A 24900-nucleotide genomic window follows, 5' to 3' on the forward strand; every position below is an offset into this window, starting at 1 on the left:
AGCTCTCACCTACCGGCGCTTGGTAAACACGAACACGCCAATGACCGCAAGCCCGATCACGCCGGCCGCTACGCCGACAATGGCGAGCGGGTTGAAGCCAGACTGCTGTGCCAGAGCCTCAGCGGACTTCTTAGCGGTAGTCGCGGCAGCCGATCCCGTATCGGACTTGGAGCTGGACTTGCCGGACTTCTTGTCAGACTTCTTGCTGTCCTTCTTGTCGCCCTTGCCGGAATCCTTCTTGGAATCCTTGCCGTCCTTGGTCTCGGTCTTGGTCGTTGTGGATACCGGCTTCTGGCCCGGAGCAACAGCACCGCCAGTCTGCTGGCCATTTGTGCCGTTACCGGAGCCAGAACCAGCACCGGCATTACCCGAGCCGCCATTGCCGCCGTTGGAGCCAGAGCCGCCGTTACCGCCAGGGGCAACAGCCTTCTTGTTCCACTTGGCATACAACGTCATATCGGCCGTCACCGCAACGCTAAAGTCATACGCCTTGGTGCAGGCAGCATCGGTGTACCAACCGGCGAAGGTGTAGCCCTTGCACTGCGGCTTAGTCGAGGGCTCCGTCACCGCTTTGCCTTCCTTCACGCGTTGAGAATCGGGCATCGCCGCATCCTTACCGTTGGCGTCGAACGTCACAGTATAGCGTTTGACCCTTTGGCCATTGCCCTTGACAGCAAACAGCTTGCCCGAGTCATTGACATAGTAGAGTGAGCCATCGGATCCGACCGAAATAGAAGCCATGCAGTACTGCTGGTCGCCCGCCGCGGGCGTATAAAGCAGCTCGGCCTCGTCGTCGCCAATACGGTAGCGATAGATGCCGCCCGGGTTGTTGTTAGACGTAAAGTAGACGTACGTCTCGCCATTCTGGACAGAAACGACCGGCTGCGACTTTACATCACCGCCGCCCGAAGCCCCCTGACGAATATAGCTACCGTCCGCCTTGCAAATGGAATAGTCCACGGCAAGCGTCTCGGCATCAATCACTGCAAGCTGACCGTAGTAGTACGTGTACTTGTTCTGATAGCCGCCCATAAAGGACTCGGTCGATGCGCCTCCGACCACAATTTTGCCGTTGACCAACACCGGCGTCGAGGTCGAGCTGCTGCCAAACGAAACCTTGCCGAGCTCAGAAAGCGCTCCGTCTTTCCCAACCGAAAGCTTATGCAAAACGCCATCGGCACTTACAACATAAGCGGTTGACCCATCGACCAGCACCGTTGTACGGACGCGATCGGCAACCTTGAGCGACGCAACGGTCTTTCCAGTTTCGGGGTCGACCGTGCTCACCGTACCGGAATCATCTGCGATGACGCCATAATTGCCCGAGAACGCCAAGCCGGCCCAGTAGTAGCCCTTGCTGTTCTCGTTCTTATGCTGCCACATAACCTTGCCATCGGAGATGCGCACGCAGAGCAGGTAGCCGTCGCTCGAGTCGGACCAGCTGGCCGATGCCGTCCCAAAGTAAGCAAAGCCGTCACGAACCGTAATGGACGCAAGAGACTGCTGGGCACCATCGGGACCAGCAGGCAACTCATCGGTTACCCAAACCGTCGCCAGGGCATCAACGGTCAGCGCTTGCAGGCGACCGCCCGAAAGCGGCACGAGCACGACGCCGCCGGTGTATACCATGCGCGAGGTCGTATCGATTTTTGCTGCCAAAGGCGATTCGGCAACGGTCTCACCCGTATCGACATTCTTCTTAAGCAGCTTGGAGCCAACGGCCACGTAGAGGTAGTCACCGACCAGCAGCGGGTCGGAAATACCCTTGCTCCATTCGCTCGAGCCCTTGAGCTCGCTCACCCATTTTGCCTCGGCGTCCTTCGTGGGCACAGAAGCATCGGTTACCTTGTTGGCGCTCGTATAACCAGGCCAATCGCTGTCCCAGTTGGGACGTGTGGCGCTCGGGTTCAAAACTACGCCGTCAAGCGGTTTTTCACTATCGGACGCGTAAACATACTGGGTGTTGTCGCCGGGCTTGAGCACAACCTGGTCGGCACCAACCTTGGAATATTCGCCATTGACGTAGAGCTGCCAATAGCGACCCGTCGCCTCATTCGAACCCAGCTTCCGACCGTCGGTCGACGTAATGCTCTCCAGGAGGAAGTAGCCGTCCTTCTCCGGCGTCTTCAACTCGTACCCAAGGCCCGAAGCCTTCAGCGCCATCGACGTCAGGTCGGCAGCCGTCGCACCGCTCTGGAGCTTCGCGTCGTTGAAGGAGTACCAGACCGAAGTCTTCTCGTTAGCATCAGGACCAATCAAACTCAACGAGGCCTTGACTTTAGCCTGCCCAATCTCGTCAAGACTGGTACCAAAAGCGGAATAGTAGAGCACGACGCTATCGCCGGGGGCGAGGTGAACCTGGCCGGCGCCGACCTCAGACGCCTTCCCGTTAACAAAAAGCTGCCAGTACTTGCCCGTCGACGCATCCCAGCCCAGCTTGCGACCATCCGCCGAAGTGATATCACTCAGATAGTAACTCGCCGTGCCCACACCGGTCGCGGTATGGGTCATGCCCTTTAGAGCGTCTTCAATCACATCGCCGGCAGTCGAGCCGTAAACTACACTCTTGGCGGAATCGGCCCAAACCTCGTCGTTGCTGTCGGCGTCGACGCCAACGAGCTTAAAGGCAACGGAAATCTTGGGGTCGGAATGATCGACCGTACCAACAACGCGATACGTCGCTTTAACGCTCTGGTTAATGAGGCTCTGCAGCTTAGCGTTCTCGGGATGCGCCTTCGCCAGAGATTCGTACTTGGCGTACGTCAGGTTGCTCTCGACCGTAACAAGGGTATCGGCCTTAGGGCGCGTCACCTTTAGATTTTCGTTCGAGATGACCGAGGTGTCGCTCGTACGATACGTGCGCCAGTCGTTCCCCGACATCGCGTCGTATCCAGGAAGGTCTGCTGCCACAACGCCGGACAGCTTGCTGTCCTTACCCTTGCGGTACTCGATGCCGCCGTCTGCCGTAGGCACCGCTTCGGCAAAGGTCGACAGATTCTCGGTAACCGCGTCAACCGAAGCGTTATCGCCGAGCAGAGACTTTGCGTAGGCATCCTTGACCTGCTGCATAAATGCCACAGCTTGGTCAATCTCGGAATCGTCGATGGGCTTAACCTTGATGACGATGTCGCGCGTTACGGTTATGCCGTCCTTGGCAAGCGTAGCCGTAATAACTACTTCATTCGAGACGCCTTCGATATCACGGGTAACAACCACGCGGTAGCCGTCGACCTTCGCAACAGCCTCATTGCTCGATGTATAGGAGAGCTTGGCGCCGGACGGAGCGTCGATGTCAGAACGACGGGTATTGGGCAGCTGGAGATCGCCCTCGACGGCATTGGCATCGACTTCTTTTTTGGTCTCAAAATCCTTGAGCACAATGCGGTCGAGCGCAGCTGACAGCTCGGCCTTTTCGGCATCAATCTGCTCCTGAGATTTTGCCTTGACGGTATAGTAGACCAGATATGCCGTCCCATTTGACGGGGCATTATTGTAGCCAGGAACCGCCAGCGAGAGTGTAGCCGTGAGCTGAGCAGTCTGGTCGGTCATACCGTGGGTATACGTAACCGTCGGATCGCCGTAGCTGGAATTCACCTTGGCAACAGAGTCATCAAGACTCATCCAGACAATAGAAGCAACCTTTATACCGTTGATGCTGATTGAGCCGGGAAGCGTTCCCTGCGTGACGCCCGCCTCAATCTCGTCGGGCAGACCCTCAGCATGAGCCCATGCCGCCTTAAGATAGGCGATGACCTTGCCGCCGTCCCATGCGAGCGTCGATGCGCGACCGGGCGTATACGACACGCTCTCGGAGCCAAGCGTCAGCGTATACGTCGGCGTAAACTGGCGAAGCAGCGAGTAATCAAGCGCGGAAGTCTTATCTGCAGGAGACAGGAAGAAATAGGAAATCTTTCCATCATCCGCGATGCCGCCATCCTGCTTGGGATCGCGACCGCCATAGGTTACGCCCGCAAGCGAAACCTTGATATCCGAGTAGCCCAAGTTGGCAAGCTTCGCCAAAAGCATGGAGCAGATGTTGGTATCGGTTCCCTGGGATGGATTGGGATACCAGCCTGAATAGCCATCGGCTTTGAGCTTCGCAACCGCCTCGTCCAGCTTCTTCGCATCGTCAGACTTGAGGGCTTCGGGTTCGGCAGGAGCCTCTACGGGATACTTGAGGCTTGCCGTGAACTCGTAGTCGCCGGCGCCATACGTAACACGGCATGCGACATACTTGCCGGCAAGATTGGAGGTCAACTTGAGATCACGAGCAGTTGCGCCTTCGATAGCGGTGTAGCCCGACGCCGTCGGAGCGGTAGACTGGCTATTGCCGACATACCACTGATAGCCCAGCTGGTCGTACTCTGAGGAGAGAATCTCCTCGTCTTCGCCAAACTCGTCCTTGTAATAAGCTGCGACCTTAACGGTATCGCCAACCTTGGCGATACCGCTGCCATAGGCAAGCCCGTTGCCGTCAGCATCAACAATTTCAGCCGAGTTAACGGTCACATATGCCGAACGTGCGGAAACGGCGACGGAGTCGGACGCATCGCCCTGCTCGGAAGCGACGGATACCGGCGCAGCCGAACCCTCTGTATTGACAGCATCACCGGCCGTCGCGTTATCGCTGCCAGCGGCATTTTCGGCGGCATCATCGTCGGCGCCTTCGGCCGCCGCGCCCTCGCCGCCCGTCGCAGCCTGAGCCACGGCCTCGGCAATGCCCTCGGCGCCCTCGGCCCAAAGTTGCGCCGGTGTGGTACCAAAAGCCATGGCAAAAGCCAGGAACGCCACCAGACCGCGCTTGGCTACGCCGCACGCAATCGCCCCATGACGACGCCACGAGGCGCGCTGGCGCTCGTCCTCAAACATATCCATTTGTCTCCTACTGTCTGCACTTGGAGCATTGCCTAGCGGCTGCCCCACGTCATCGCGCATATTGCGCTCGAGTACCCCCATCGGGGTCCCCCCTTCCCTCCAGAGCCCAACGCGTACCGGCGGCATGCGCCGCGGCCGCGTACAAGATGGGAGGCGATCCGACTTAACCTTACCGACCCGGGCGCGCCGTCCGATCTGCGGCGCGGCCATCCCGGACCAAGAGGAATTACGGTTACTGGTACAGCCGGGGACTTGCACCCCGATTCTCCCAAACGCGCAGGAAAACCGCGCATTTGTGCGTCTCCGCACCACCATCTAGGCCATCGATTATTACTGTCAATATGGTAGCACGCAAAAGGGCCCCGCACGCAGGCGAAGCCCAAGGTAAAAGCTATTGTTTGCGATAGGAGAATGCGGTGACGGTCGCAGTCTCTACCGCTTGCCGCCGTGACTGTTGCGCCAGATCTCGCGGCCCAGCATCAGCGCCAGCACCAGCGCACTCACGTAGCCCATAAAGCCAATGACCGGGATACCGAACACAACCGGCTCGATGCGCGCGTAGTACACAACCGACGAGCCGATAAACAGGCCGGCGATCACAATTGCCATCGACATGCGGTCGATAATTCCACCCAGCTGTCGCAGCGCCTTATCGCTGCTCATGATCTGCGTGTTCACCTTAAGCTGGCCGCGCGTGAGCATGCGCGACGCCAAGCCCAGATACTCGGCCGCCTCGAGCGAGCCTTTTGCCGCGCGATAGCTGCTCGCGGCAAGATCGTGCCCCATTTCGCGGACGCGCGCATAGGTGCTCTTCTCGTTTTTGATGTGCGTCTGGATGATCTGGATCATGTTGACGTCGGGCATATACTCGGTCAGCAGACCCTCGAGCGTCACCATGCCGCGCGCGAACATCGTCACCACGCTCGGCAGCTCAACGTCGTTTTTGCGCGCCAGATTTAACAGCGAGGTCAAAAACTCGCCGATATCCAGGTCCTTAAGATCGAGCCCTGCAAAGTCGGCGACGATAAAGTCCAAGTCGGACAAAAAGGCCGAATGGTCGAGCTCGGCAGAATCGCCGCGCGTCACGGCAAAGCGCATAAGCGAATCCTTGAGCTTGGGAACGTCACCTTCGGCCACGGCGAAAATCATGTCCTTGACGATACCGCGGTCGTGACTCGACATGCGCCCGACCATGCCCAGGTCGATAAAGTAGACGATCCCGTCTTTGAGGATGATGTTTCCCGCATGCGGGTCGGCATGGAAAAAGCCATCGTCGAGCACCTGCGTCGAGTAGTCCTCGACGATCACGGCGCCAATCTTTTCCAAGTCATAACCCTCGGCCACCAGGCGCTCGGGATCGGCAATGGAGATGCCGTCGATGTAGTCCATGACCACGACGTGTTCGGTACAAAGGTCCAAGTAGGATTTGGGACACGAGACGCCATGCACGCTTTTGTGGAAGTCATAGAAATCGTTGAGGTTTTTGGCCTCGGCCAAAAAGTTGGTCTCCTCGCGAAACGAGGTCCACAGCTCTTCGACCACGCCATGCAGGTCCACAAACTGGTCGGTGTTGACGAACTTGGAAACGATGCGCACCACCGAGCGAATGATGTCGATGTCCTGAGCCATCACCTGCTGCGCGCCGGGGCGCTGTACCTTAACGGCCACGTCCTCGCCGGTCACCAGACGGGCGCGGTGTACCTGCGCGAGCGACGCGCTACCGAGCGGGTTGGGGTCAATCGCGTCGAATATCTGCCCCAGGCGCTGGCCGTATTCCTCTTCCAAACAGCGGAGCACTACCTCATACGGCACCGGCTCTACGTCGGAGCGCAGACGGCGCAGCTCGTCGCAAAACCGCTGCGGCAAAATCTCGGAGCGGTTGGCCAGAATCTGCCCCATCTTGACGAACATGGGACCGAGCTCTTCGAGCAGACGACGCAGGCGCACCGGCGTGAGGTTGTCCCACACGCGATACTTTTTGATCAGGCGAACGATCTGACCAATGCGCTCACGACGACCTGCCGGCGTGAGCTGGTATTCCTCGTCCGGCGCCATCGCGTCGGGCTCCTCGGGGACCATATCGACAGCGCGCGGCTTCTTGCGAGCGCCCGAGACGGCGGCCTCGACCTCGTCGACAACCGCCGTCTCGTCACCCAAGGGATCTTGATTGTTGTAATCGGTGGTGGAATCTGCCATCTGCGCTGCTACTCGGCCTCTTCGGCGTCCTCTGCGTCGTCGGGCTCAACGGACTCGACGGGCACCGAGGTCACGTTGTCCTCGACCGAATCGACGATGTCGCGCACATGGGCCAAAAAGGCCGTGCGCTCGGGGGCGGTCATGACGCGCACGCGGGCGAGGATGAGCTCGTCGAGCACGCGCTGGGCCGCAGTCTCGCCCTGCATGCCCAAGCGCTCGGTAAGGTCGGAGATGGTGCCGCCGGCCTGCTCGAACATGTCGGACACGCTGCGGGCGATATCGGGGGTGCCGGCGTCCTTGCGCACCTGCTCGCCCTTGGCATTGAGGTCGTCGAGGACCTTCTTGCCGCCCTCGACGGCAACGGCGGCGGCACCGAAGCCCACGTTGATGGCACCGTTAACAAGCTGATCGAATTTCATAACCATGGTTGGCTCCAATCGTGAACAACTTCATTGGCCTACTTGTACCCAAGATTGGGCAAACGACACAAAATCGTTTGTCACCGGGATAGAAATCGAGCGAGTCAAAGCCTTTGACGGCGTTTGCCCCGCTCGCTCGTTGCAAGGTTATCTTTACCTTACGTTATCGTTCATCGCGAAGGAATTCTTCATGGCACAGCTCGTGGTGTAGAGCACCTTGCCCAACAGGGCATCGGTCTCCACGCGCACAAGCTCGGCAAACGCCTCGTTGGCGCGGGCGAGCTCGGCAGACACCTCGGCCTCGGGCAATACGGCTACAACGGCGTCAACGTCGTGAATCTGCTTGTGGCCCATGCCGCCGACCTTCTCCTGATAATCCTCGACCGCGCGACCGCACTCATGGAAGCGGACATCGGCCAAGGCGCCAATCAGGCGATTCGCCCAATAGAAATTCTCGGACGTCACGCGAGCCTGCGTGTCGGCATAGTACTCGGGCATGGTCTCGACATTGGCGTACAGCGGCACAAGCGCGTTAAACGAGTTAGAGCCAAACGCCATCCACTGCACGGCGCGATACGCCGGCTGCGCATAGGGGCGCAGCTGCAGCACGGCGAGCTGGCTGTTGCGGTTGATGCCGATGGGACGATAGGCGCCGCGCGTGGCGGGCGTACCCTTGCTGCCGTAGCAGTCGTACTCCGTGCCCTGGTAGTGGCTCGAAAGCACGTACTTGATGTCCTCGAGGGTCACCTTGCGCTCGGGCACGCGGCTCCAGGGAATGTCGTCGCTCTCGGGCGTGTAGTCGGCGTCGGGACCGTCCCACACATCGCTGGGGTTGAGGCAGCGCTGCATGTACCAGGCGCGCGGCGTGTTGTAGACGTGGTCGCTGTCGCTGTGCGAGCCAAAGGCCTCGCGCGGATTAAAGACCGCGGCGGGACCGTCGCCCTTAACGCCCAACGTCAGGTCCAGATGCCACTCGGCCATCCAGGTGCGTAGGTCGGCCGAGCACATGTGGTCGACCTGCGCGCCCTCGGCGTCGTCCAAGTCAAAGCTGTCGATACCCAGCTGGTTGGGCATGGTCACATAGGCGTCGTCGGGTACGCGCTTGGCGATCCAGTGGTGGCCGCCGATGGTCTCGAGCCACCAGATCTCGTCAACGTCACTAAAGGCGATGCCGTTGTTCTCGTAGGTGCCGTAGCGCTCGAGCAGGTCGCCCAGAATGCGCACACCGTCGCGGGCGGACTTGGCGTATGGCAGCACCAGGGTCACCATGTCCTCCTCGCCCAAACCGCCGGGCTGCGCCGGCACATAGCCGTCCTCGCCCTCGTTACCCTTGGCGGGCACGAAATCCACGAGCGGATCGGCGCCGCGGACGCGCTCGTTGGTGGTGAGCGTCTCGGTTGCGGACATGCCAACATTGAGCTCGTTGAAACCGGCCTCGGCCCAAATGCCATGACCCGGGACAACGTCGGGGACGCTTGTGTAACGCATGGGATTGTCGGACAGCTCAACGGTCAGGTGGCTCAGGACACTCGTGTAGACACGCGGCTGCTCGTCGGGATGCACTACGCGCATGCGCTTGGGCTCAAATACCCCATTGGGCGAGTCCTCGTTGCGGGCAACCAGCGTCGACCCGTCATAGCTCGCGTTCTTACCGACCAAAATCGTTGTGCACGGCATGCGCATCCTCCTTGAGCGAAGAAATCAAACGGTAACAGTGTATCGCTTCGGTGCAAAAAGGGCGAAACCACAGCCTCGGCAGCCCCCGTGGTCAAAAGCCTATTTCGATGCGCGCTCGGCCGCTTCGATCACGTGTTTGGCGAGAATCGCGGTGGTCACAGCCCCCACGCCGCCCGGCACGGGTGTGATGGCGTTAACGATCGGCTCCGCAGCATCAAAATCGACGTCGCCGACCAGCTTGCCAGCGGCCTCGTCCCAGTTAATGCCCACATCGATGATCGTCTGGCCCTCGCGAACCGCATCCGCGCCAATCGTGCGCGCGCGCCCAACGGCCGCAACCACTACATCAGCCGCACGACACTCGGCAGCAAGGTCGCGCGTGTGCGTATGGCACGTCGTCACCGTGGCATTGCGAGCCGTAAGCATGGCGGCAACGGGACGGCCAATCACCAGAGACCGACCGACGACCGCGACCTTGGCCCCATCCAGCTCAACACCGTAATGGTCCAGCAACGCCAACACGGCCTCGGCCGTGCAAGGAGCAAAGCCCTCGCCTCGCCCCGAAAGCGTGGTAAGCAGCGAGGCCGGCGTCATGGAGTCGACATCCTTGGCGGGATCGAGTGCCGCGGCAACCGCATCCTCGTCAAGCCCGGCGGGCAGCGGGCGAAACACTAGGCAGCCATGAACGGCGGGGTCGGCATTGATGTCCTTAATAGCCGCCAGCAGCTCATCCTGCGAAGCATCGGCAGGAAGCAAAACGCGGCAAGCATCGATGCCAGCCTTTTCGCAGCGCTTGAGGGCGCCGCGCTCGTACGATAGATCATCCTCGCGCTCGCCCACACGAACGATGGCCAGCGTCGGCACAACGCCGCGTTCGCGCAGGACGGCGCAGCGAGCAGCGAGTTCCTCGGTCAAGGCACGGGCAACGGGAGCACCCTTGAGCAGCTCGGCCATGGCTATCCCCTCTTCCTGGCTGCGTCGGCGGCGCGGCGCGCCAGCGCATCGGCACGCGGCAGCCACGTATCCAGCAGCTCATCGCACGCCGCCTCGAGTTCCTCGGCGCGCGCCCGGTCTTTCATAGATGTAGTGTTGGCAAAGAGCGTCAGGCTCGCACCCTGCATGGCGGCGCGGCAGAACACGGCACCGCACGCCACGTCGGACAGCAGCTGGCGCGACCCCTTGTCCGCCATGTCCTCGAGCAGCGCCAGCGCGCGCCCGCAGGCATCCATAATGCGATACGGTGGCATAGCCGCCACGTGCAGCGCATCCTGAATCGCAGCCGGTCGAGCCGGATCCTCGCGCGAAATACCGTACGCCGCGGACACCTGGCCGTACGCGCGAACATCCTCGGCGACCAGGTCCACAAGTTCCTGTGCCAACTCATCCGCCTGGGCAAACGCGTGCGCCAAATCGTCCGCTCGATCGGCAAGCGCGGGATTGGTCGCACCGTAGCGGGCAACCATCCCGCAAAGTGAGGCTCCCAGTGCGCCCACAAAGGCGCTCGCGCTGCCACCGCCGGGAACCGGCTCGCGCGCGGCAAGTGCCTCGGCAAATCCGCGACAGGTTTTATCCATCATCTCTTGGCTCATACGCACGCACCTTCAAGTCATATAGATCGGTCGGGCGGCAACCGCCGGCCAACTGTATCGATCAAGTAATGGTGCTAAGTCTAGCCCATAAGCACATGAGCGTCAGCGAACCTGGCCATCGCGGATTTCTATGACACACGATAGGCGTCGGCGCCGCAAGCATGGGACACATGGCCCAGCCGAGCGAGCCGCCCGCGCGTACAGTAAAGGCAGGTAATCCATGGGCGATTACAGATGAGGAGACACGACTATGAAAAACTTTCTTATGCCGGTAGCCGACGAACGCGAGGATGCCGGATGCCGGAACCACCCCAAATGTGGCAACAGTACGAAAACGGCAGGCACCCCAACACGTCCGCCCGCCGATTTATTGCGCCGCGCAGACAATTAAACCGGCTTCTTTAAACGTCTGGGCAGTATAGTGGCCACAACGAGCGCGCAGCCGCACCCTGCGAATGGAGGAGTTATGACCGAACATCACGCCATCAGTCGCCGAGCGTTTACGCTGGGCCTTGGACTTGCAGCGTTGTCGCCTCTGGCAAGCCTGCCCGAAACCGCCATGCTGGGCATTAGTCCGCGGACAGCCTTTGCGGACGGCACGGCCGATCCAGCGGCCAGCCTCGACAAGTTCGTCATTCGCCTTCGCCCCGCGGGCTATTTTCGCACCGCGAGCGTCAACGAAGACGGCAACGTCATCGGCAACGTCTGCCACCTATTTAATGACGGCACGTCCAGCAAGCTCATCCTTGAGCACGTAGCGACCGATACAGATAATACAAAATGGTATGCCATCCGCACCCTGCTCAATTTCGAAGAGCACAAGAAGACGGGCTACAGCATTTGGTCGGTCGATGGCGACTCGGACGAAGATGGAAAGGTCATCCACGTATGGAGTGGCGAGCATGACGACAAGCCCAGCCGCTCTTTTGCGTTCGACCGCCAGCAAGACGGAACCTACATCATCCGAGACCGCACAAACGAGGACAAAGACTTTAATTACCTGGCCATAGAAAAGGACGGCAAAGACCAAGACGACAACAAGATCTGCCACAAGAGGACGAGCATTCCGTGGGAACTCGAACTTGTCGGTTACGACATGGGCGAGATCAATACCACAGTTAGCAGTATCGACTGGACCACGTATAGCAGCTACGTCGACGGACCATGTTGGATGAGCCACGTCGACAACAACAAATACCTCGACGAGCTGAGCATCCCGGGCACGCATGATACGAGCACCTGCAGCGTCGACAACGACACCGAGCCCCAAACCTCGCTTGTAAAGTGCCAGCAGGATTACATACCCACGCAGTTGCTCGAAGGCATTCGCTATTTTGATATCCGACTTGGAGGGAACAACGAGCACGACGACCCCGGTATCGTCCATGGAGGATGCTACCTGTTCAAAAAAGACGGGCACTATATGCAGCTCTCCGATGTCATCGGTTACTTCAAAACATTTTTGAAAGAAAACCCGTCAGAAGCGCTCATCATGCTTGTGTCACGAGGCAACAACGAAGCCACCGACGAAAGTGCTACGACGGCTTTCGCCAAGGTTTTGGGCAATGATCCCAATCTGTTCTATACGTCGAGCCACGTTCCCACACTGGGCGAGGTGCGCGGAAAGATCGTCCTGCTGCGTCGATTTGGACTCGCCGGCAGCAGCGTAAGCGGCCACACATGGGGCCTCGACCTCACCGAATGGGACAAAAAAATCGCAGCACACTCAGACAGCTCCTCTATGTGTCTCGTCCAAGACGTGCGAGGCTTTGAGACCACGGGCAATGCGGGCGACAAAGAGCCCTATTGCACAAAGGTATATGCCCAAGACCATTACAGCTGCACGGGATCCAGTAAGATAGCATGGGTCGATAGCGCCCTGAAGGCAGCGTCCGAACTCGAGCGCAACACCGTAGATATCACTGCCGCGGATGGAACAACGATGCAGGCAACGGAGCGCTGCTGGTCTATCAACTACACCAGCTGCACGCAAAACAACCCTTTTACCGCAGCGCGAGTGGTCAACGAGCATCTGTACAAGAGCCCGTACATCAATCCCGACGGCACCGAGGAAACAGAGCCAGATTACCTCAAGCACATTGGCATCATCGCATCCGACTTTGTTGATGCGGCGCTGGCCCGGAGCATCTATCAGCGCAATTACGATACGGAGCACAAGCAGACGGCTTCGTACCACCTCCCGACCCGCATGCGCATGACGTACGGCGACTCGCTGAGCGATGCCTCGCTCCAGGATGGCAAGACCGTTGGCGAGGGCTATTTCCGCCTCAAGGACAGCAGCAACGTACTCAACGTGGCGGCTTCGGGCCATGTGTTTGAAATCGTATATGTGGATGTCGACGCCTTGGGCAACAAGACCGTTACGGCGCTGCGGGGCTCCGTGCCCATCGATATCGATCCGCGCGCGTTGACACCCCATTTTAAGGGGCTCGAGGGCCTTAAGGCCGGCGAGGACGTGCGCGCCAAGATTACGGCATCACTCGAGGGCAAGCTCGAAAACGATGCCTGCACCGCCCAACTCGAGTTTATGCACGATGCAAACGGCGCTCCGGGAACGGCGATGGCCGAGGGTGAGGCATTTGCCGCGGGAACGTACTGGGTGCGTGCGAAAAAAGACCTGTTGGGCGACGCGGCGCAGAACTACACGCTCGCCAGCGACGGAGCCGCAAGCTTTACCGTAGCGGCCTCGGACAGTGCAGGCGGCGCCGGCGCCAACGCGGGCAGCGCGAACAAGAACGGTAAGGGCAACAAGGGCAAGGGCTCGGGCGGAAAGCTCGCCGACACGGGCGACGGCTCCGGCGTTGCCGCCGGGCTCGCTGCCGCCGCCATAGCTACAACGGTCGCCGGCGCAGCAATGATTGTCAACGACCGCGAAGACAGCGAAGGCGCTAGCGAATAGGCAAGCCGACCGTTTGGACACATCGACTCAATCGGGGGCGCAGGATACCGTTCTGCGCCCCTAGCTTTTGCAGATGAGTGAGCAGCGTGTCCAGCGCACTCGCAGGTCGAGCGCTCAGCCACTGCGTCGTCCAATGCACAGCCGCAAATTTACCCCGAACGTCGCTATCGGCTACATCACCAAGTTCAGCACGCTCACGAGTTCCTGAGCCTGGGAATGACTGCTCAGCCTGTGGGAACAGGCGGTCAGCAACCTATTACGGAGGAGCACGCGCTTACCCTTGACCCTGTTGACACCCGTAATGTCCCTGAGGTAGACGATCTTGGTATGGGTACCGAAGAAGTTGTTCTTCACGACCGCCTCGATACGATTGGGATAGATGCTTATTCCTTTGAAAACGCCGGCACCCTTATCGTGAAACAGCACGTGTTGTTATCCACGCGCGCCACCCCATGGAGTTCGATAAAACCATCTCTATGGCCACATTTTAACCACCGCAAACCCTCTTCGCGGTCGTGCGCAGAGCACCAAATCGTGTCCGCACGAGGCTTCAAACTAGAATCAGTAAAGGTGTTTGATGCGCTTGGTGAGCTCTTAGGATGTTCCTCAAATCGCCGGCATCGGAGGATGTCTTACATGGTTTACGTATGGGAATCCGAGTTCTTTGATTCGGACGGCATGGTCGATGCCGTGCCATGTGGCTCGCTGGGCGGAGGAGGAACGTTTGGCTCCGACCTAAACGACGCTGTCGAAAGCGCCGCTGATTTTCTCGCATGCATGGTCGACGATCATCTTATGGGCGGCGTCGATCTTCCCGCGCCGGACTTTGGACACCAGCCACAACACGGCGGCAAGATTATCGCCGTGGCCGTCAGCCGCGAGCTCGGCGACATCCCCGCCGTCACCGCGGCGGACACCGCTCGTATGCTCGGTGTTAGCTCAGCACGGGTATCGCAGCTGATAAATGCTGGGCTGTTGGATTCATGGAAGGATGGCACCAAGCGCATGGTGTCCAAAGCTTCCATCGAGGCACGACTCGCCGACGCCCCAAAGGCAGGACGCCCGAAAGAAATGCCTGTTGCCGTGTAAAGAGACGTCTATGCATACCATTTTGACATATTGACCATTGAGTTCTCTCGATTCGCTACGCACCGCGTCGCGAATCGAGCTGGACATATTGCCGCCGATTACCACGCATCTCCAATCCGAAGTGTAAGAGGAGTTTTCCATGACAGACAGACCGAAAACAACACTGCGCGACTGCATCTACGGACTTGCCGTCGGCGACGCGCTGGGCGTTCCATACGAGTTTATGCCTCGCGGCACGTTCGAATGCATGGACATGATCGGCTACGGCACGCATGGGCAACCCGCCGGCACCTGGAGCGACGACACATCTATGACGCTTGCTACCTGTGACTCGATTAGGGAGCTCGGGCATATCGACACCGCAGACATGCGCGACAAGTTCGTAGGCTGGATTGCCCGTGGCGAGTATACGATTGACGGTGTTTTCGATTACGGCGGCACGACCGCTCGAGCCCTGCGCACCGGCAAAGGAGGCTCCGGCGAGCGCGACAACGGCAACGGATCGCTCATGCGCATCGCGCCCCTGGCGTTTGTCGACGCGACGGACGAAAAGATCTGCGAGGTCTCCGCGATAACGCACGCTCACAGAACGTCAACTGAGTCATGCATCATATTTGTTGAGCTGATGAGGAGCGTGATGAACGGCACGCTTCCCTCATGGGCGCTGCATCTGAAAGGCGTGTCTGAGCAGGAAATCAGGTCAGGTGGCTTCGTGCGCGACACGCTTAAGGCAGCCGCCTGGTGCTTTGTCAACACTAACAGCTACAAAGGTCGCGTGCTTGCCGCCGTCAACCTGGGCGACGACACCGACACCACCGCAGCCGTCGCAGGCGCCCTCGCCGGCACGGCATACGGTATCGATGCAATTCCACGGGAGTGGATAGACACCCTACGCGGCAAGGAGCTGATTGAGAGCTGCTTGTTTTAGATCGCGGCGGCAACAGAAACAAGCCAGGTGGCATCATGGAGAGGAAGATCGCGAATATAGACGAGTTCCAAGTAGACGAAAACGGGATTCCGCTATTTCCAGCAGGACTAAAGGAAGAAGCCAACCTCTATGTCCTCCCCGACGGGCGTTACCTCCCCTGCGGAGTCTACAAGACCGCGGACGGCGACTTGCTCCTTTATGAGCCATCCGAACTTAGTTTCTTCGGGCAGATGACTAGCCAATTCAAAGAGCGCTAGAGGTTTGATTGCCCGTTAGATCGACACTGTTCCAAACCATGAGGTTGGTGGAGAAAGGGGTCATAGAAAGGGGCCGGTTGCAGCCGGCCCCTTAGACATTAGCACCTGCGTTGCCCGCGCTTACAAAGTTGACCGACTGAGGAGCGGGTTCCGCGGCACACCTTGATTTTACCCGGTGGGGCGGCTCTTTTGCAGCCGTCCCACCGTTTATTTAGATCTACTACAACGGACAGCTCGCACTACCGCGCACTGTCCCGTACCACCCCCCTACTTACCAAAGATCGCGCCGAACAGGCCCTTGCGTTTGGGCTTTTCCTCTCGGTAGGAACCCTTAGCTGCCGCTGCCACCTGACGCGGTTGCCCGCCGCCTCCATGGCGCACAATCTGGTACAGAAACGGAGATTTAACGTATTTGACCTCGATGGGCGTGGCGTGCACGGTACTTTCGTTCGATAGATGCAGGCTCGGATTGAGCGGTGCCACCACATGTGTCTCGCGCTTGTCGCTAAACACTACCGCGGCCGCGCGGCCCGTCTGGCCGTTTACGGCAATGCGCACCTGCTCACCATCGCGGCTGTCCGTTGCCGGACGATCGACAAAGTAGACCGGCACCATCACCAAGCCGTCCTTATGCTTGCGGGCCTTGCGCGCCCACGTGCGGATACTCTTTTTATTGAGCCCCAGTACCGCCTCGGCATCGTTGCCGGCAATGTCGAGCGCCAGCTTATCAATGACCACCTGGTCCTTGGTAGATGCATCGACGGAAACGACGCGGAAGTCGCCTTCCTGTATGGCAGGATCGAACGGCCCCACCTTGCCAAAGTCCCACGGCTCCAAAATGCCCATAAGACGAACGTCCAGGTAGTTTGCCCGCGGATATGCCCAGTCGAGCACCTCGTAGTACACCAAGGTCTCCTTGCTCAGCCCCTTGCCCGGGAAGGACGCCATCATGCGCAAATCCGCGAGCGCCATGGGAAAGTAGAAGAGCATCATGTCGTTTTGGATCGCGTCTTCTACATCGTGACCGGCAAAGGCTTCCGCATACTGGTGCACCAGCTGCAGCGCGTTGGCACGTGCCTGCTGCGGCGAGATTTCGCAGGGAATACCCTGCTCGGGTACATACTCCGCACCAACGCCCATGGTCAGGCGCTTGCTAAAGGTACCGGGCTTGAGTAGGTCTGCAACGCCGATCTTATTGCCGCAGGACGGGCATTCAAATACGCGCTGGGTCGACTCGCCTTCGAAGGATGCGCCACAGAAGGGGCACGGGATGCTCACATGCGCGGCCTCCTGGAACTCCTGCGCCGTGCCGCGGTCCTCCCACAGTAGATGCTCCAGAACCGACTGGTTGCGCCAGTGCGCATGAAAGAAATACCAGTCGGGGTCCACCGGGCGCTCGAGCTGCGACACATGGGTGAGCTTAAGCAACCCATCGACAACCGTCAGCGGCGCATGGCGAATGCCCAGGGCGCTCTTGGGCTCCCCCGCATCGGCCTGCCACGGAACGACCGTGCCGCAATAGGCACACTCAAAGCTGCGTTTAGCCTGGTGTGAGTACATGGGGCCGCCGCAGTTTTGGCATTTGATGGCAAACATCTCGTCCATGGATACGTCCTCCTTTACGCAGGGGCTGTCGACATTAAGTATGTCGGGCAGGCAGGCACAAGCCCATACCCATGTGGCCCAAAATGGAACACCCGATCGGACAAGAAGCCCCGCTCGTTAGCTCCAGCAGACCATTGCTGCATTTTCTGAGCATCGGCGCACGGCGCGCCTATGCGAGCTACACTATCCCCTTAAACGAGGATGCGAGGAGGTACGCCATGCTATTTGTAAATCGGCTGGTACATACACTTGTTCCTGGCAGCGAGGGCGAGCCGGTCGATGCATCATGTCGCACTAACGCGGGCTTTGCCGCAAGCCTCATCTGCATTGGCCTCAACATTACCCTGTGCCTGGCCAAGGGCATCGCGGGTCTGCTCGCCGGCTCTGTCTCGCTCATCGCCGATGCCTTTAACAACCTCTCCGACGCCTCGAGCAACATTGTGAGCTTACTCGGGTTCCGCCTTGCCAGCCGCCCGGCCGACGAAGGCCACCCCTATGGCCACGGCCGTTACGAATACCTCGCCGGCTTGTTTGTCGCCGTCCTCGTTTGTGCCGTCGGCATCAACCTGGTGCTCGAGTCCATTACCAAGATCATCAAGCCCTCCCCCACCGCCTACACGCTGGTCTCCCTAGCCGCCCTCGTCTTGTCCATGCTCGTCAAATTATGGATGGCCGCATTCAACCGCGCGCTGGGCGACCGCATCGACTCGGAGACGCTCATCGCCACGGCGCAGGACTCCAAAAACGACGTCATCACCTCGGGCTCGGTCTTGGTGGCAGCGCTTATTTCGCAGACGACCGGCTTTGACCTCGATGGCTGGGCAGGCCTGGGTGTGGGTATCTTCATCTGCATCAGCGGCATGGGCCTGGTGCGCGACGCCATCAGCCCGCTGTTGGGACAAGCGCCCGACCCCAAGCTCGTCCAGGAAATCCGCGACAGGATCATGTCGTACCCCCAGGTCTTGGGCACACACGACCTCATGGTGCACGACTACGGCCCCGGCCGTCAGTTTGCCAGCGCACACGTGGAAATGCCCGGCGAGGGCGATGCCTTTGAGCACCACGAGATCCTGGACACCATCGAACACGATATTAAACGCCAGATGGGCATCGACATCACGCTGCACTGCGACCCCATCGCCACCACCGGCGACGACCTGCGCAGCTGGGTCAAGCGTGGCGTCATGCAGATCGATCCCGCGCTCTCCATCCATGACCTGCACGAACACGATGGCTTTGTGTCATTTGACCTGGTGCGTCCCGACGGTTTTCGCATCTCCGACGACGAGCTGTTGGAGCGCGTAACGCATATCGTGCACGAGCGCAGGCCCGATGCATCATGCGTTGTCACGTTTGACTCGGGCTTTAGCTCGCCCGACCGTCCGGCCGAACAGTTGTAGCCCCGCTCCACTCGGCCGCTAGTTTCCCTGCGCGCCCGAAATGCCGTTTTGCAGGGCATCCCAGGCGTTCGTTGCCATATCGCCCAGGTTCTGTGCAGTATCGCCGAGGTTCTGGGCTGTGTCGCCCAGCTCTTGCGCCTTGTCTCCCAACTCCTGTGCCTTGTTGCTCAGGTCCTCCAGCGTGTTAGAGCTCGAGCTGTCCGTGGCGCCTTGATCAGCGGACGCATTGCCCGACGAGCCGTCCTTGCGCGTGAGCTGAATCTCGAGGTTACCGTTGTCGTTATAGTAGGCAGACGTCACGACCCAATTGGCACCGACAACAGGTGTTGAGCCATCATCGGTCAGGATCACGGCATTCGAAAGATCGGCCCCGCGCGACTTGAGGAGCTTCTTGGCGTTTGACCAGTACTGACCCGGGATATCGCTCAGGTCGACGGTGCCGGACTGGGCAGTCTCGGTCTGCTCGGCCGTGGTATCAGTCGTGGCGCCCCGCTTGTTGAGCATGCCCGACACAATGGCGAACACAACCGACAAGGCAAAGAAGATCGCCAGCACGATGAGGATCTTCTTGATCACGCTCGACGAACGCGAAGGCTTCTTCTCCTCGTCCTCGCCATACTGGGGGATGGACTTGGGATACTCACGATACGGCTCGCGCGCGTATCGGTCGTGCGACTCGTAGCGCGGCTGTGCCGTGCGCGGCATATATGTCGTCTGCTGAGGTTGTGGAATGGGATTTTGCAGCAGGTCATCATAAGGGTCTACCGCCGCGTTGCCGTAGGGGTTCTGCGATGAGACACCATGCGGGTCCTGCGCCGCGTTTCCGTAATTCACAACGCGCGTGGGATCAGCCGACACCTGCGTCGTATCGGGGGCAGCGTAGCCGGGATTCGGCACGACGCGGGTCGCATCGGCGCCATTGCCCGTCCGCGGGGAGCCGTAGCCACCCATTACGGTCGTCTTGTCCTGGTCCATGCAACGTTTCCTTTCCGTCGCCCGTAAGCATCAAGTTATCCATGCATTCTACCCGCGCAAAAGCCTATGATGGACAAAGCCCGCCGGTATCTACAAGACATGCGCGGCCGACGGTCACAAGCGAATCGAGGATATGTCATGGCAAAAAGCAAGCTCATCAAGGACACGACGCGTGCCGAGCGTGAGGAGATCATCAAGCTAGCGCTCGCGGGCTGCGGCAACGGCAGCTGCGACAACTGCGGCAGCTGCAGCTTAGGAGCCGGCGACCCGTACGGTACCTACCAGCCCTACATTGACGGCGAGATGGAAATCGCCGATATCAACATGATGGTCGCCGAGCGCAACGCCAAACTCTTCGGCCTCCAGCGCGGCTAACGACCTCTTCTTGGGCTGTGCACCACAAAATGCGCCCATCTACTACGTTTAACCCAAGGGTGCCAACCATAGCCATATCTGTGTTAACAAAACCGCAGGTAAACGTCTTGCCGCATTGTTAAAAAACGCTCCATGGTCGGTCCAACCCTGGTAAACGTAGTAGATGGGCGCTTTTCGTGGCATGGCTGGCCCAGATAGCTTGTTTCGGAGCCAATTTGCATCAAAAAGTCCCCGGCGGCGCTGCGTTTTGCGCCACCGGGGACTGTTCAGTTCACTCCCTGTTGTTTTGCCCTACTCGTTGGGCACATGCGTGGCGCAAGGATACCCAGGCGTCACATCCTGACCGCAGGAATAGCTCGAATCTTGTAGTACGCCGACCTCGTCACCTGTTCCGAACGATACGGAGGAACGTAGCTATCGGTATAGGTACGCACAAAGCCCCGCCGGGCCTTGGTAGGCACGGCGGGGCGGGCAAGCGGCTATGAGCAGCAGGCTTAGAAAAGGCCGGTGATGTTGCCGTCGTTGTCGACGTCGATGTTCTCGGCCGCGGGAACCTTGGGTAGGCCCGGCATGGTCAGAACGCTGCCGGTCAGCGCGACCACAAAGTGGGCACCGGCGGAAACCTTGAGCTCGCGCACGGTGATGCGGAAGTTCTCGGGCGCGCCCAGAGCCTTGGCGTTATCGCTAAAGCTGTACTGGGTCTTGGCGACGCACACCGGCAGGTTGCCAAAGCCGTTCTCGCGCAGCTCGGCGAGCTGGCGCTTGGCAGCCGGCGTAAAGTCGACACCATCGGCGCGGTAGACCTTGGTGGCAACGGCCTCCAGGGCGTCGGCCACATCGGCGCCGTCCTCGTAGGCAAACTTGAGCTCGCTCGGCTGCTCAATCAGGCGCATGACCTCATCGGCCAGGTCGAGCGCACCCTCGCCGCCCTTGGCCCAAACCTCGGACAGCTTAACGTTGACGCCGAGCTTCTGGCACTCGGACTCGATGAGCGCAAGTTCGGCCTCGGTGTCCGTCGGGAAGCGGTTGATGGCGACCACGCAGGGAAGACCATAGACGTTCTGGATGTTGTCGACGTGGCGCAGCAGGTTGGGCATGCCGGCCTTAAGGGCCTCGAGGTTCTCGTCGTTGAGGTCGGCCTTGGCAACACCGCCGTTGTACTTAAGCGCGCGGGCAGTGGCGACGACCACGACAGCGCTGGGGCGAACGCCCGTCATGCGGCACTTGATGTCCAGGAACTTCTCGGCACCAAGGTCGGCGCCAAAGCCGGCCTCGGTAATCGCGACGTCACCAAAACGCATGGCCATGCGGGTGGCCATGATGGAGTTGCAGCCGTGGGCGATATTGGCGAAGGGGCCGCCGTGGACAAACGCGGGCGTGCCCTCGAGCGTCTGCACCAGGTTGGGCTTGAGCGCATCCTTAAGCAGCGCAGCCATGGCGCCCTGAGCCTTGAGGTCGCGGGCGCGGACGGGCTCGCCGGCATAGCTGTAGCCGACGACGATCTCGCCCAAGCGCTCTTTGAGGTCGTTGATGCTCGTGGACAGGCACAGAATCGCCATGACCTCGGAGGCAACGGTGATATCGAAGCCGTCCTCGCGCGGCACGCCCTGGGCCTTGCCGCCAATGCCATCGATAACATGGCGCAGTTGACGGTCGTTCATGTCGACGACGCGCTTCCAGGTGATGCGCTTAACATCGATGCCGAGCTGGTTGCCCTGCTGAATATGGTTGTCGAGCATGGCGGCCAGCAGGTTGTTGGCGGCACCGATAGCGTGGAAGTCTCCGGTAAAGTGCAGGTTGATGTCCTCCATGGGGATGACCTGGGCCCAGCCGCCGCCGGCGGCACCGCCCTTGACGCCAAAGACGGGACCGAGCGAAGGTTCGCGCAGGGCAACGGCGCTCTTGACGCCGCGACGACGCAGACCGTCGGCCAGACCGATGGTCGTGGTGGTCTTGCCCTCGCCTGCGGGCGTGGGATTGATAGCGGTCACGAGGACAAGCTTGGCCTGGTGATCGGTCGGCTCGTTGAGCAGTGAATAGTCGACCTTTGCCTTGTCGAAGCCGTACGGAATCAGGTGCTTAACGTCGACGCCGGCGTTCTTGGCCACCTCGGTAATAGGTAGCGGCGTGACGGAACGTGCGATTTCGATGTCAGTAGGCATGGGCGGTCCTTTCGTTACCGGATGAGAAAAAGACCAATTCAGCATAGCACGGGCGCGCAATAGTAAAACGCCCATAACCGATGAACGGCGATATGTTTATCCAATGCCCAGCGATAGCCTACAGACCAGCCAAAACAAACCCGCCCCTAAACGGTAGGTTCAATCCCCAAGTGCTCAAAGGTGCGAAGCGTTGCCTGACGACCCTGCGGCGTGCGAATCATCAACCCGCACTGCAACAGGTAGGGTTCGTAGACATCTTCGAGCGTACCCGGGTCCTCGCCCACCGCGCTGGCAAGGGTCGTCAGGCCCACGGCACGGCCGGAGAACGTCTTGGCGAGCGTCTCCAAGATGCGAATGTCCATCCAGTCCAGACCAAGCTCATCAATCTCAAAGAACTCGAGCGCCTGACGGCAGATATCAAGCTCAATAGGACCATTGCCGCGCACCTGGGCGTAATCGCGCACGCGCTTGAGCAAGCGGTTGGCAAGACGTGGCGTGCCGCGCGAGCGTGAGCCGATCTCGAGTGCGCTGGGATGGTCTATTGTCACGCCCAAAATGGTTGCCGAGCGCGTCACAATCTGGGCAAGCTCCTCGACCGTGTAGTAGTCCAGGCGATACGAAATACCAAAACGGTCGCGCAGCGGGCCGGTCAGCATACCCGAGCGGGTCGTTGCCGCCACCAGCGTAAACTTGGGGATATCCAGGCGAATCGAGCGCGCCGCCGGGCCTTTACCGATAACGATATCGAGCGCAAAGTCCTCCATCGCGGGATACAGGACTTCCTCGACCGAACGGTTGAGGCGGTGGATCTCGTCGATAAACAGCACGTCACCCGGCTGCAAGTTGGTAAGGATGGCCGCCAGGTCGCCGGTGCGCGCGATGGCCGGGCCACTCGTCGTCTTAATCTGAGCGCCCAGCTCGTTGGCTATAACGGTGGCCAGCGTGGTCTTGCCCAGACCCGGAGGGCCCGAGAAGATCACGTGGTCGAGCGTCTCGCCACGGCTCTGCGCCGCCTCGATCAGCACGCGAAGGCTCTGCTTGATATGCTCCTGACCGCAGTAGTCGTCCAGGCGCTGGGGACGCAGGGTACGGTCGACATCGAGGTCCTCGGGCGTCAGCTCCGAGCCCACCATGCGCTCGCCATGCGCCATGGATGCCGCCGGCGAGTTGCCGGGCGTCGCCCACAGGTCCTGAGAGTCATCGGCTTCCCACATCACGCATCCATTCCGAGTCGCTTAAGCGCCGCGCCGAGCAGATCCTCGACACGCATATCCTGCCCATCATACCCGCTCAGAGCGACATCGGCCTCCTGCGGGCTAAAGCCCATGGAAAGGAGTGCCGCACGGGCATCATCGATGGCCGAGGGAGCGGCAGCGGGCACGGGCATCGCAACCTGTCCGGGAATCACGTCGACCGGCACAAAGCCCTTATCCTTGGCAAAGGTACTCTTGAGCTCCAGAATGAGGCGCTGAGCTGTCTTTTTACCCACACCGGGCACCTTAGCCATGCCCTTGTCGTCCTCGGCCATCACCAGCGAATACAGCTGCCCCACGGTATAGGTGGAAAGCACGGCGAGCGCCAAGCGCGGGCCAACGCCCGAGACGGACACGAGCCGGTCGAACATTGTGCGCTCATCCTTTGAGGAAAATCCGAAAAGTGTCATGGCGTCCTCGCGCACCTGCATGCGCGTGTAGAGGCGGACCTCGCCGCCGGGCGTCGGCAACGTGGCCGCAGTGCTGCCCGAGATGCCGAGCTCAAAGCCCACGCCCGATACATCGACGACAGCAGAGCTCATCGTGGCCTCGACAAGCGTTCCGTGGAGCTGGGAGATCATCAGTATCCGGTTCCTCTCTGTTGATAGAACTCGCCGCCGGTAAGCGCTCGGGTGCGGCTGAGGTTAACGTGGCAGATGGCGCAGGCCAGGGCATCGGCGGCATGGTCGGGGTGCGGGTCGTGATCGAGCTGCGTAAGCGTGCGCACCATGTAGGCAACCTGCCGTTTGTCTGCAGCGCCCGTGCCCACAACAGCCTGCTTAATCTGCATAGGCGTGTATTCGCCAATCTCGAGCGCGCACTCCGAAAGCGCCACAAGCGCAGCGCCGCGGGCATGCGCCGTGGGGATGGCCGAACGAACGTTAGCGCCAAAGTAGATGCTCTCGATAGCAGCGGTATCGGGACGATAGCGTTCGACAACGCCCTTGAGGTCGCGGGCGATATGCGACAGGCGCACCGCGAGCGGACTTCCAGCACTGGTCTCGATGCAGCCATAGGCACGACAGCGAACCTCGCCACGTCGCTCCTCGATAATCCCCCACCCCGTATGGGCCAAACCAGGGTCGATACCCAAGATAACCAAGCCAACCTCCCCTCGCCACAAGCGCAGCGCAAGGCAAGGCCCCACGCACTATTCACGAACGTCTGTTCTAGAATAACA

Annotated in this window: 19 protein-coding genes; 6 read left to right on the plus strand and 13 right to left on the minus strand. The window is 60.0% G+C overall.

Going from position 1 to position 24900, the window contains the following annotated elements; translation table 11 throughout:
• Nucleotides 1–9: 9 nt before the first annotated feature.
• The 6 genes from ACTNBY_RS04080 to ACTNBY_RS04105 form a co-directional block, all read right to left on the minus strand.
• Complete coding sequence (locus ACTNBY_RS04080) at nucleotides 10–4875, minus strand: InlB B-repeat-containing protein (RefSeq protein ID WP_441063472.1); 4866 nt, start codon at nucleotides 4873–4875, stop codon at nucleotides 10–12.
• 432 nt (nucleotides 4876–5307) lie between these two features.
• Complete coding sequence (locus ACTNBY_RS04085) at nucleotides 5308–7071, minus strand: ABC1 kinase family protein (protein ID WP_441063474.1); 1764 nt, start codon at nucleotides 7069–7071, stop codon at nucleotides 5308–5310.
• Between the two features lie 8 nt (nucleotides 7072–7079).
• On the minus strand, nucleotides 7080–7496 hold the full coding sequence (locus ACTNBY_RS04090; protein ID WP_154515830.1) for a hypothetical protein: 417 nt from the start codon (nucleotides 7494–7496) through the stop codon (nucleotides 7080–7082).
• A gap of 147 nt (nucleotides 7497–7643) precedes the next feature.
• Nucleotides 7644–9167 (minus strand): C69 family dipeptidase, encoded by a 1524-nt coding sequence (locus tag ACTNBY_RS04095; RefSeq protein WP_441063476.1) that lies wholly within the window; start codon nucleotides 9165–9167, stop codon nucleotides 7644–7646.
• Nucleotides 9168–9266: 99 nt separating this feature from the next.
• Nucleotides 9267–10121, minus strand: coding sequence for a bifunctional 5,10-methylenetetrahydrofolate dehydrogenase/5,10-methenyltetrahydrofolate cyclohydrolase (locus ACTNBY_RS04100; RefSeq protein WP_441063478.1), 855 nt, complete (start codon nucleotides 10119–10121; stop codon nucleotides 9267–9269).
• A 2-nt stretch (nucleotides 10122–10123) separates the two neighbouring features.
• Nucleotides 10124–10756 (minus strand): cyclodeaminase/cyclohydrolase family protein, encoded by a 633-nt coding sequence (locus ACTNBY_RS04105; RefSeq protein ID WP_427794625.1) that lies wholly within the window; start codon nucleotides 10754–10756, stop codon nucleotides 10124–10126.
• 466 nt (nucleotides 10757–11222) lie between these two features.
• On the opposite strand from ACTNBY_RS04105, the gene ACTNBY_RS04110 reads away from it, so the two are divergent.
• Entirely contained in the window at nucleotides 11223–13676 is a 2454-nt protein-coding gene (locus ACTNBY_RS04110; RefSeq protein WP_441063481.1) for a phosphatidylinositol-specific phospholipase C, read from the plus strand.
• A 171-nt stretch (nucleotides 13677–13847) separates the two neighbouring features.
• Here the strand turns inward: ACTNBY_RS04110 and ACTNBY_RS04115 are convergent, their stop codons facing one another.
• The gene (locus ACTNBY_RS04115) at nucleotides 13848–14102 is read right to left on the minus strand and encodes a hypothetical protein (RefSeq protein WP_441063483.1); all 255 of its coding nucleotides are present in this window, start codon (nucleotides 14100–14102) and stop codon (nucleotides 13848–13850) included.
• Nucleotides 14103–14312: 210 nt separating this feature from the next.
• Here ACTNBY_RS04115 and ACTNBY_RS04120 point away from each other — a divergent pair, with 210 nt between their 5' ends.
• From ACTNBY_RS04120 to ACTNBY_RS04130, 3 genes are all read left to right on the plus strand, one after another.
• On the plus strand, nucleotides 14313–14765 hold the full coding sequence (locus ACTNBY_RS04120; RefSeq protein WP_441063485.1) for a helix-turn-helix domain-containing protein: 453 nt from the start codon (nucleotides 14313–14315) through the stop codon (nucleotides 14763–14765).
• A 139-nt stretch (nucleotides 14766–14904) separates the two neighbouring features.
• Complete coding sequence (locus ACTNBY_RS04125) at nucleotides 14905–15693, plus strand: ADP-ribosylglycohydrolase family protein (protein WP_441063487.1); 789 nt, start codon at nucleotides 14905–14907, stop codon at nucleotides 15691–15693.
• 35 nt (nucleotides 15694–15728) lie between these two features.
• A complete protein-coding gene (locus ACTNBY_RS04130; RefSeq protein ID WP_441063490.1) occupies nucleotides 15729–15950 on the plus strand; it encodes a hypothetical protein in 222 nt (73 codons plus the stop codon).
• Between the two features lie 267 nt (nucleotides 15951–16217).
• Here the strand turns inward: ACTNBY_RS04130 and ACTNBY_RS04135 are convergent, their stop codons facing one another.
• A complete protein-coding gene (locus tag ACTNBY_RS04135; protein WP_441063492.1) occupies nucleotides 16218–17555 on the minus strand; it encodes a hypothetical protein in 1338 nt (445 codons plus the stop codon).
• Nucleotides 17556–17773: 218 nt separating this feature from the next.
• Between ACTNBY_RS04135 and ACTNBY_RS04140 the strand changes: the two genes are divergently transcribed.
• Nucleotides 17774–18955 carry a cation diffusion facilitator family transporter gene (locus ACTNBY_RS04140; RefSeq protein ID WP_441063495.1) on the plus strand — a complete coding sequence of 394 codons (1182 nt, stop codon included), beginning with the start codon at nucleotides 17774–17776 and terminating at the stop codon, nucleotides 18953–18955.
• 18 nt (nucleotides 18956–18973) lie between these two features.
• On the opposite strand, the gene ACTNBY_RS04145 is transcribed toward ACTNBY_RS04140, so the two are convergent.
• Complete coding sequence (locus ACTNBY_RS04145) at nucleotides 18974–19930, minus strand: hypothetical protein (protein WP_441063498.1); 957 nt, start codon at nucleotides 19928–19930, stop codon at nucleotides 18974–18976.
• 138 nt (nucleotides 19931–20068) lie between these two features.
• Between ACTNBY_RS04145 and ACTNBY_RS04150 the strand changes: the two genes are divergently transcribed.
• Nucleotides 20069–20305 carry a hypothetical protein gene (locus ACTNBY_RS04150; RefSeq protein WP_035137347.1) on the plus strand — a complete coding sequence of 79 codons (237 nt, stop codon included), beginning with the start codon at nucleotides 20069–20071 and terminating at the stop codon, nucleotides 20303–20305.
• Nucleotides 20306–20799: 494 nt separating this feature from the next.
• Here the strand turns inward: ACTNBY_RS04150 and ACTNBY_RS04155 are convergent, their stop codons facing one another.
• The 4 genes from ACTNBY_RS04155 to ruvC form a co-directional block, all read right to left on the minus strand.
• Nucleotides 20800–22467 (minus strand): formate--tetrahydrofolate ligase, encoded by a 1668-nt coding sequence (locus ACTNBY_RS04155; protein ID WP_427717820.1) that lies wholly within the window; start codon nucleotides 22465–22467, stop codon nucleotides 20800–20802.
• A gap of 146 nt (nucleotides 22468–22613) precedes the next feature.
• Entirely contained in the window at nucleotides 22614–23681 is a 1068-nt protein-coding gene (ruvB, locus tag ACTNBY_RS04160; protein ID WP_117735946.1) for a Holliday junction branch migration DNA helicase RuvB, read from the minus strand.
• Nucleotides 23681–24301 carry a Holliday junction branch migration protein RuvA gene (ruvA, locus tag ACTNBY_RS04165; protein WP_154515896.1) on the minus strand — a complete coding sequence of 207 codons (621 nt, stop codon included), beginning with the start codon at nucleotides 24299–24301 and terminating at the stop codon, nucleotides 23681–23683. Before ruvA ends, ruvB begins: the two co-directional genes overlap by 1 nt.
• Nucleotides 24301–24822, minus strand: coding sequence for a crossover junction endodeoxyribonuclease RuvC (gene ruvC / locus ACTNBY_RS04170; RefSeq protein ID WP_035137351.1), 522 nt, complete (start codon nucleotides 24820–24822; stop codon nucleotides 24301–24303). The genes ruvA and ruvC overlap by 1 nt, the downstream gene beginning before the upstream one ends.
• Nucleotides 24823–24900: the final 78 nt, after the last annotated feature.

The organism is Collinsella sp. HCP28S3_E12 (genome assembly GCF_052065595.1).
Lineage (GTDB): Bacteria > Actinomycetota > Coriobacteriia > Coriobacteriales > Coriobacteriaceae > Collinsella.

Coding starts and splice junctions, on each gene's coding strand:
- ACTNBY_RS04080 (WP_441063472.1), bottom strand. CDS start 4,875: ATGGATATGTTTGAGGACGAGCGCCAGCGCGCCTCGTGGCGTCGTCAT.
- ACTNBY_RS04085 (WP_441063474.1), bottom strand. CDS start 7,071: ATGGCAGATTCCACCACCGATTACAACAATCAAGATCCCTTGGGTGAC.
- ACTNBY_RS04090 (WP_154515830.1), bottom strand. CDS start 7,496: ATGGTTATGAAATTCGATCAGCTTGTTAACGGTGCCATCAACGTGGGC.
- ACTNBY_RS04095 (WP_441063476.1), bottom strand. CDS start 9,167: ATGCCGTGCACAACGATTTTGGTCGGTAAGAACGCGAGCTATGACGGG.
- ACTNBY_RS04100 (WP_441063478.1), bottom strand. CDS start 10,121: ATGGCCGAGCTGCTCAAGGGTGCTCCCGTTGCCCGTGCCTTGACCGAG.
- ACTNBY_RS04105 (WP_427794625.1), bottom strand. CDS start 10,756: ATGAGCCAAGAGATGATGGATAAAACCTGTCGCGGATTTGCCGAGGCA.
- ACTNBY_RS04110 (WP_441063481.1), top strand. CDS start 11,223: ATGACCGAACATCACGCCATCAGTCGCCGAGCGTTTACGCTGGGCCTT.
- ACTNBY_RS04120 (WP_441063485.1), top strand. CDS start 14,313: ATGGTTTACGTATGGGAATCCGAGTTCTTTGATTCGGACGGCATGGTC.
- ACTNBY_RS04125 (WP_441063487.1), top strand. CDS start 14,905: ATGACAGACAGACCGAAAACAACACTGCGCGACTGCATCTACGGACTT.
- ACTNBY_RS04130 (WP_441063490.1), top strand. CDS start 15,729: ATGGAGAGGAAGATCGCGAATATAGACGAGTTCCAAGTAGACGAAAAC.
- ACTNBY_RS04135 (WP_441063492.1), bottom strand. CDS start 17,555: ATGGACGAGATGTTTGCCATCAAATGCCAAAACTGCGGCGGCCCCATG.
- ACTNBY_RS04140 (WP_441063495.1), top strand. CDS start 17,774: ATGCTATTTGTAAATCGGCTGGTACATACACTTGTTCCTGGCAGCGAG.
- ACTNBY_RS04145 (WP_441063498.1), bottom strand. CDS start 19,930: ATGGACCAGGACAAGACGACCGTAATGGGTGGCTACGGCTCCCCGCGG.
- ACTNBY_RS04150 (WP_035137347.1), top strand. CDS start 20,069: ATGGCAAAAAGCAAGCTCATCAAGGACACGACGCGTGCCGAGCGTGAG.
- ACTNBY_RS04155 (WP_427717820.1), bottom strand. CDS start 22,467: ATGCCTACTGACATCGAAATCGCACGTTCCGTCACGCCGCTACCTATT.
- ruvB (WP_117735946.1), bottom strand. CDS start 23,681: ATGTGGGAAGCCGATGACTCTCAGGACCTGTGGGCGACGCCCGGCAAC.
- ruvA (WP_154515896.1), bottom strand. CDS start 24,301: ATGATCTCCCAGCTCCACGGAACGCTTGTCGAGGCCACGATGAGCTCT.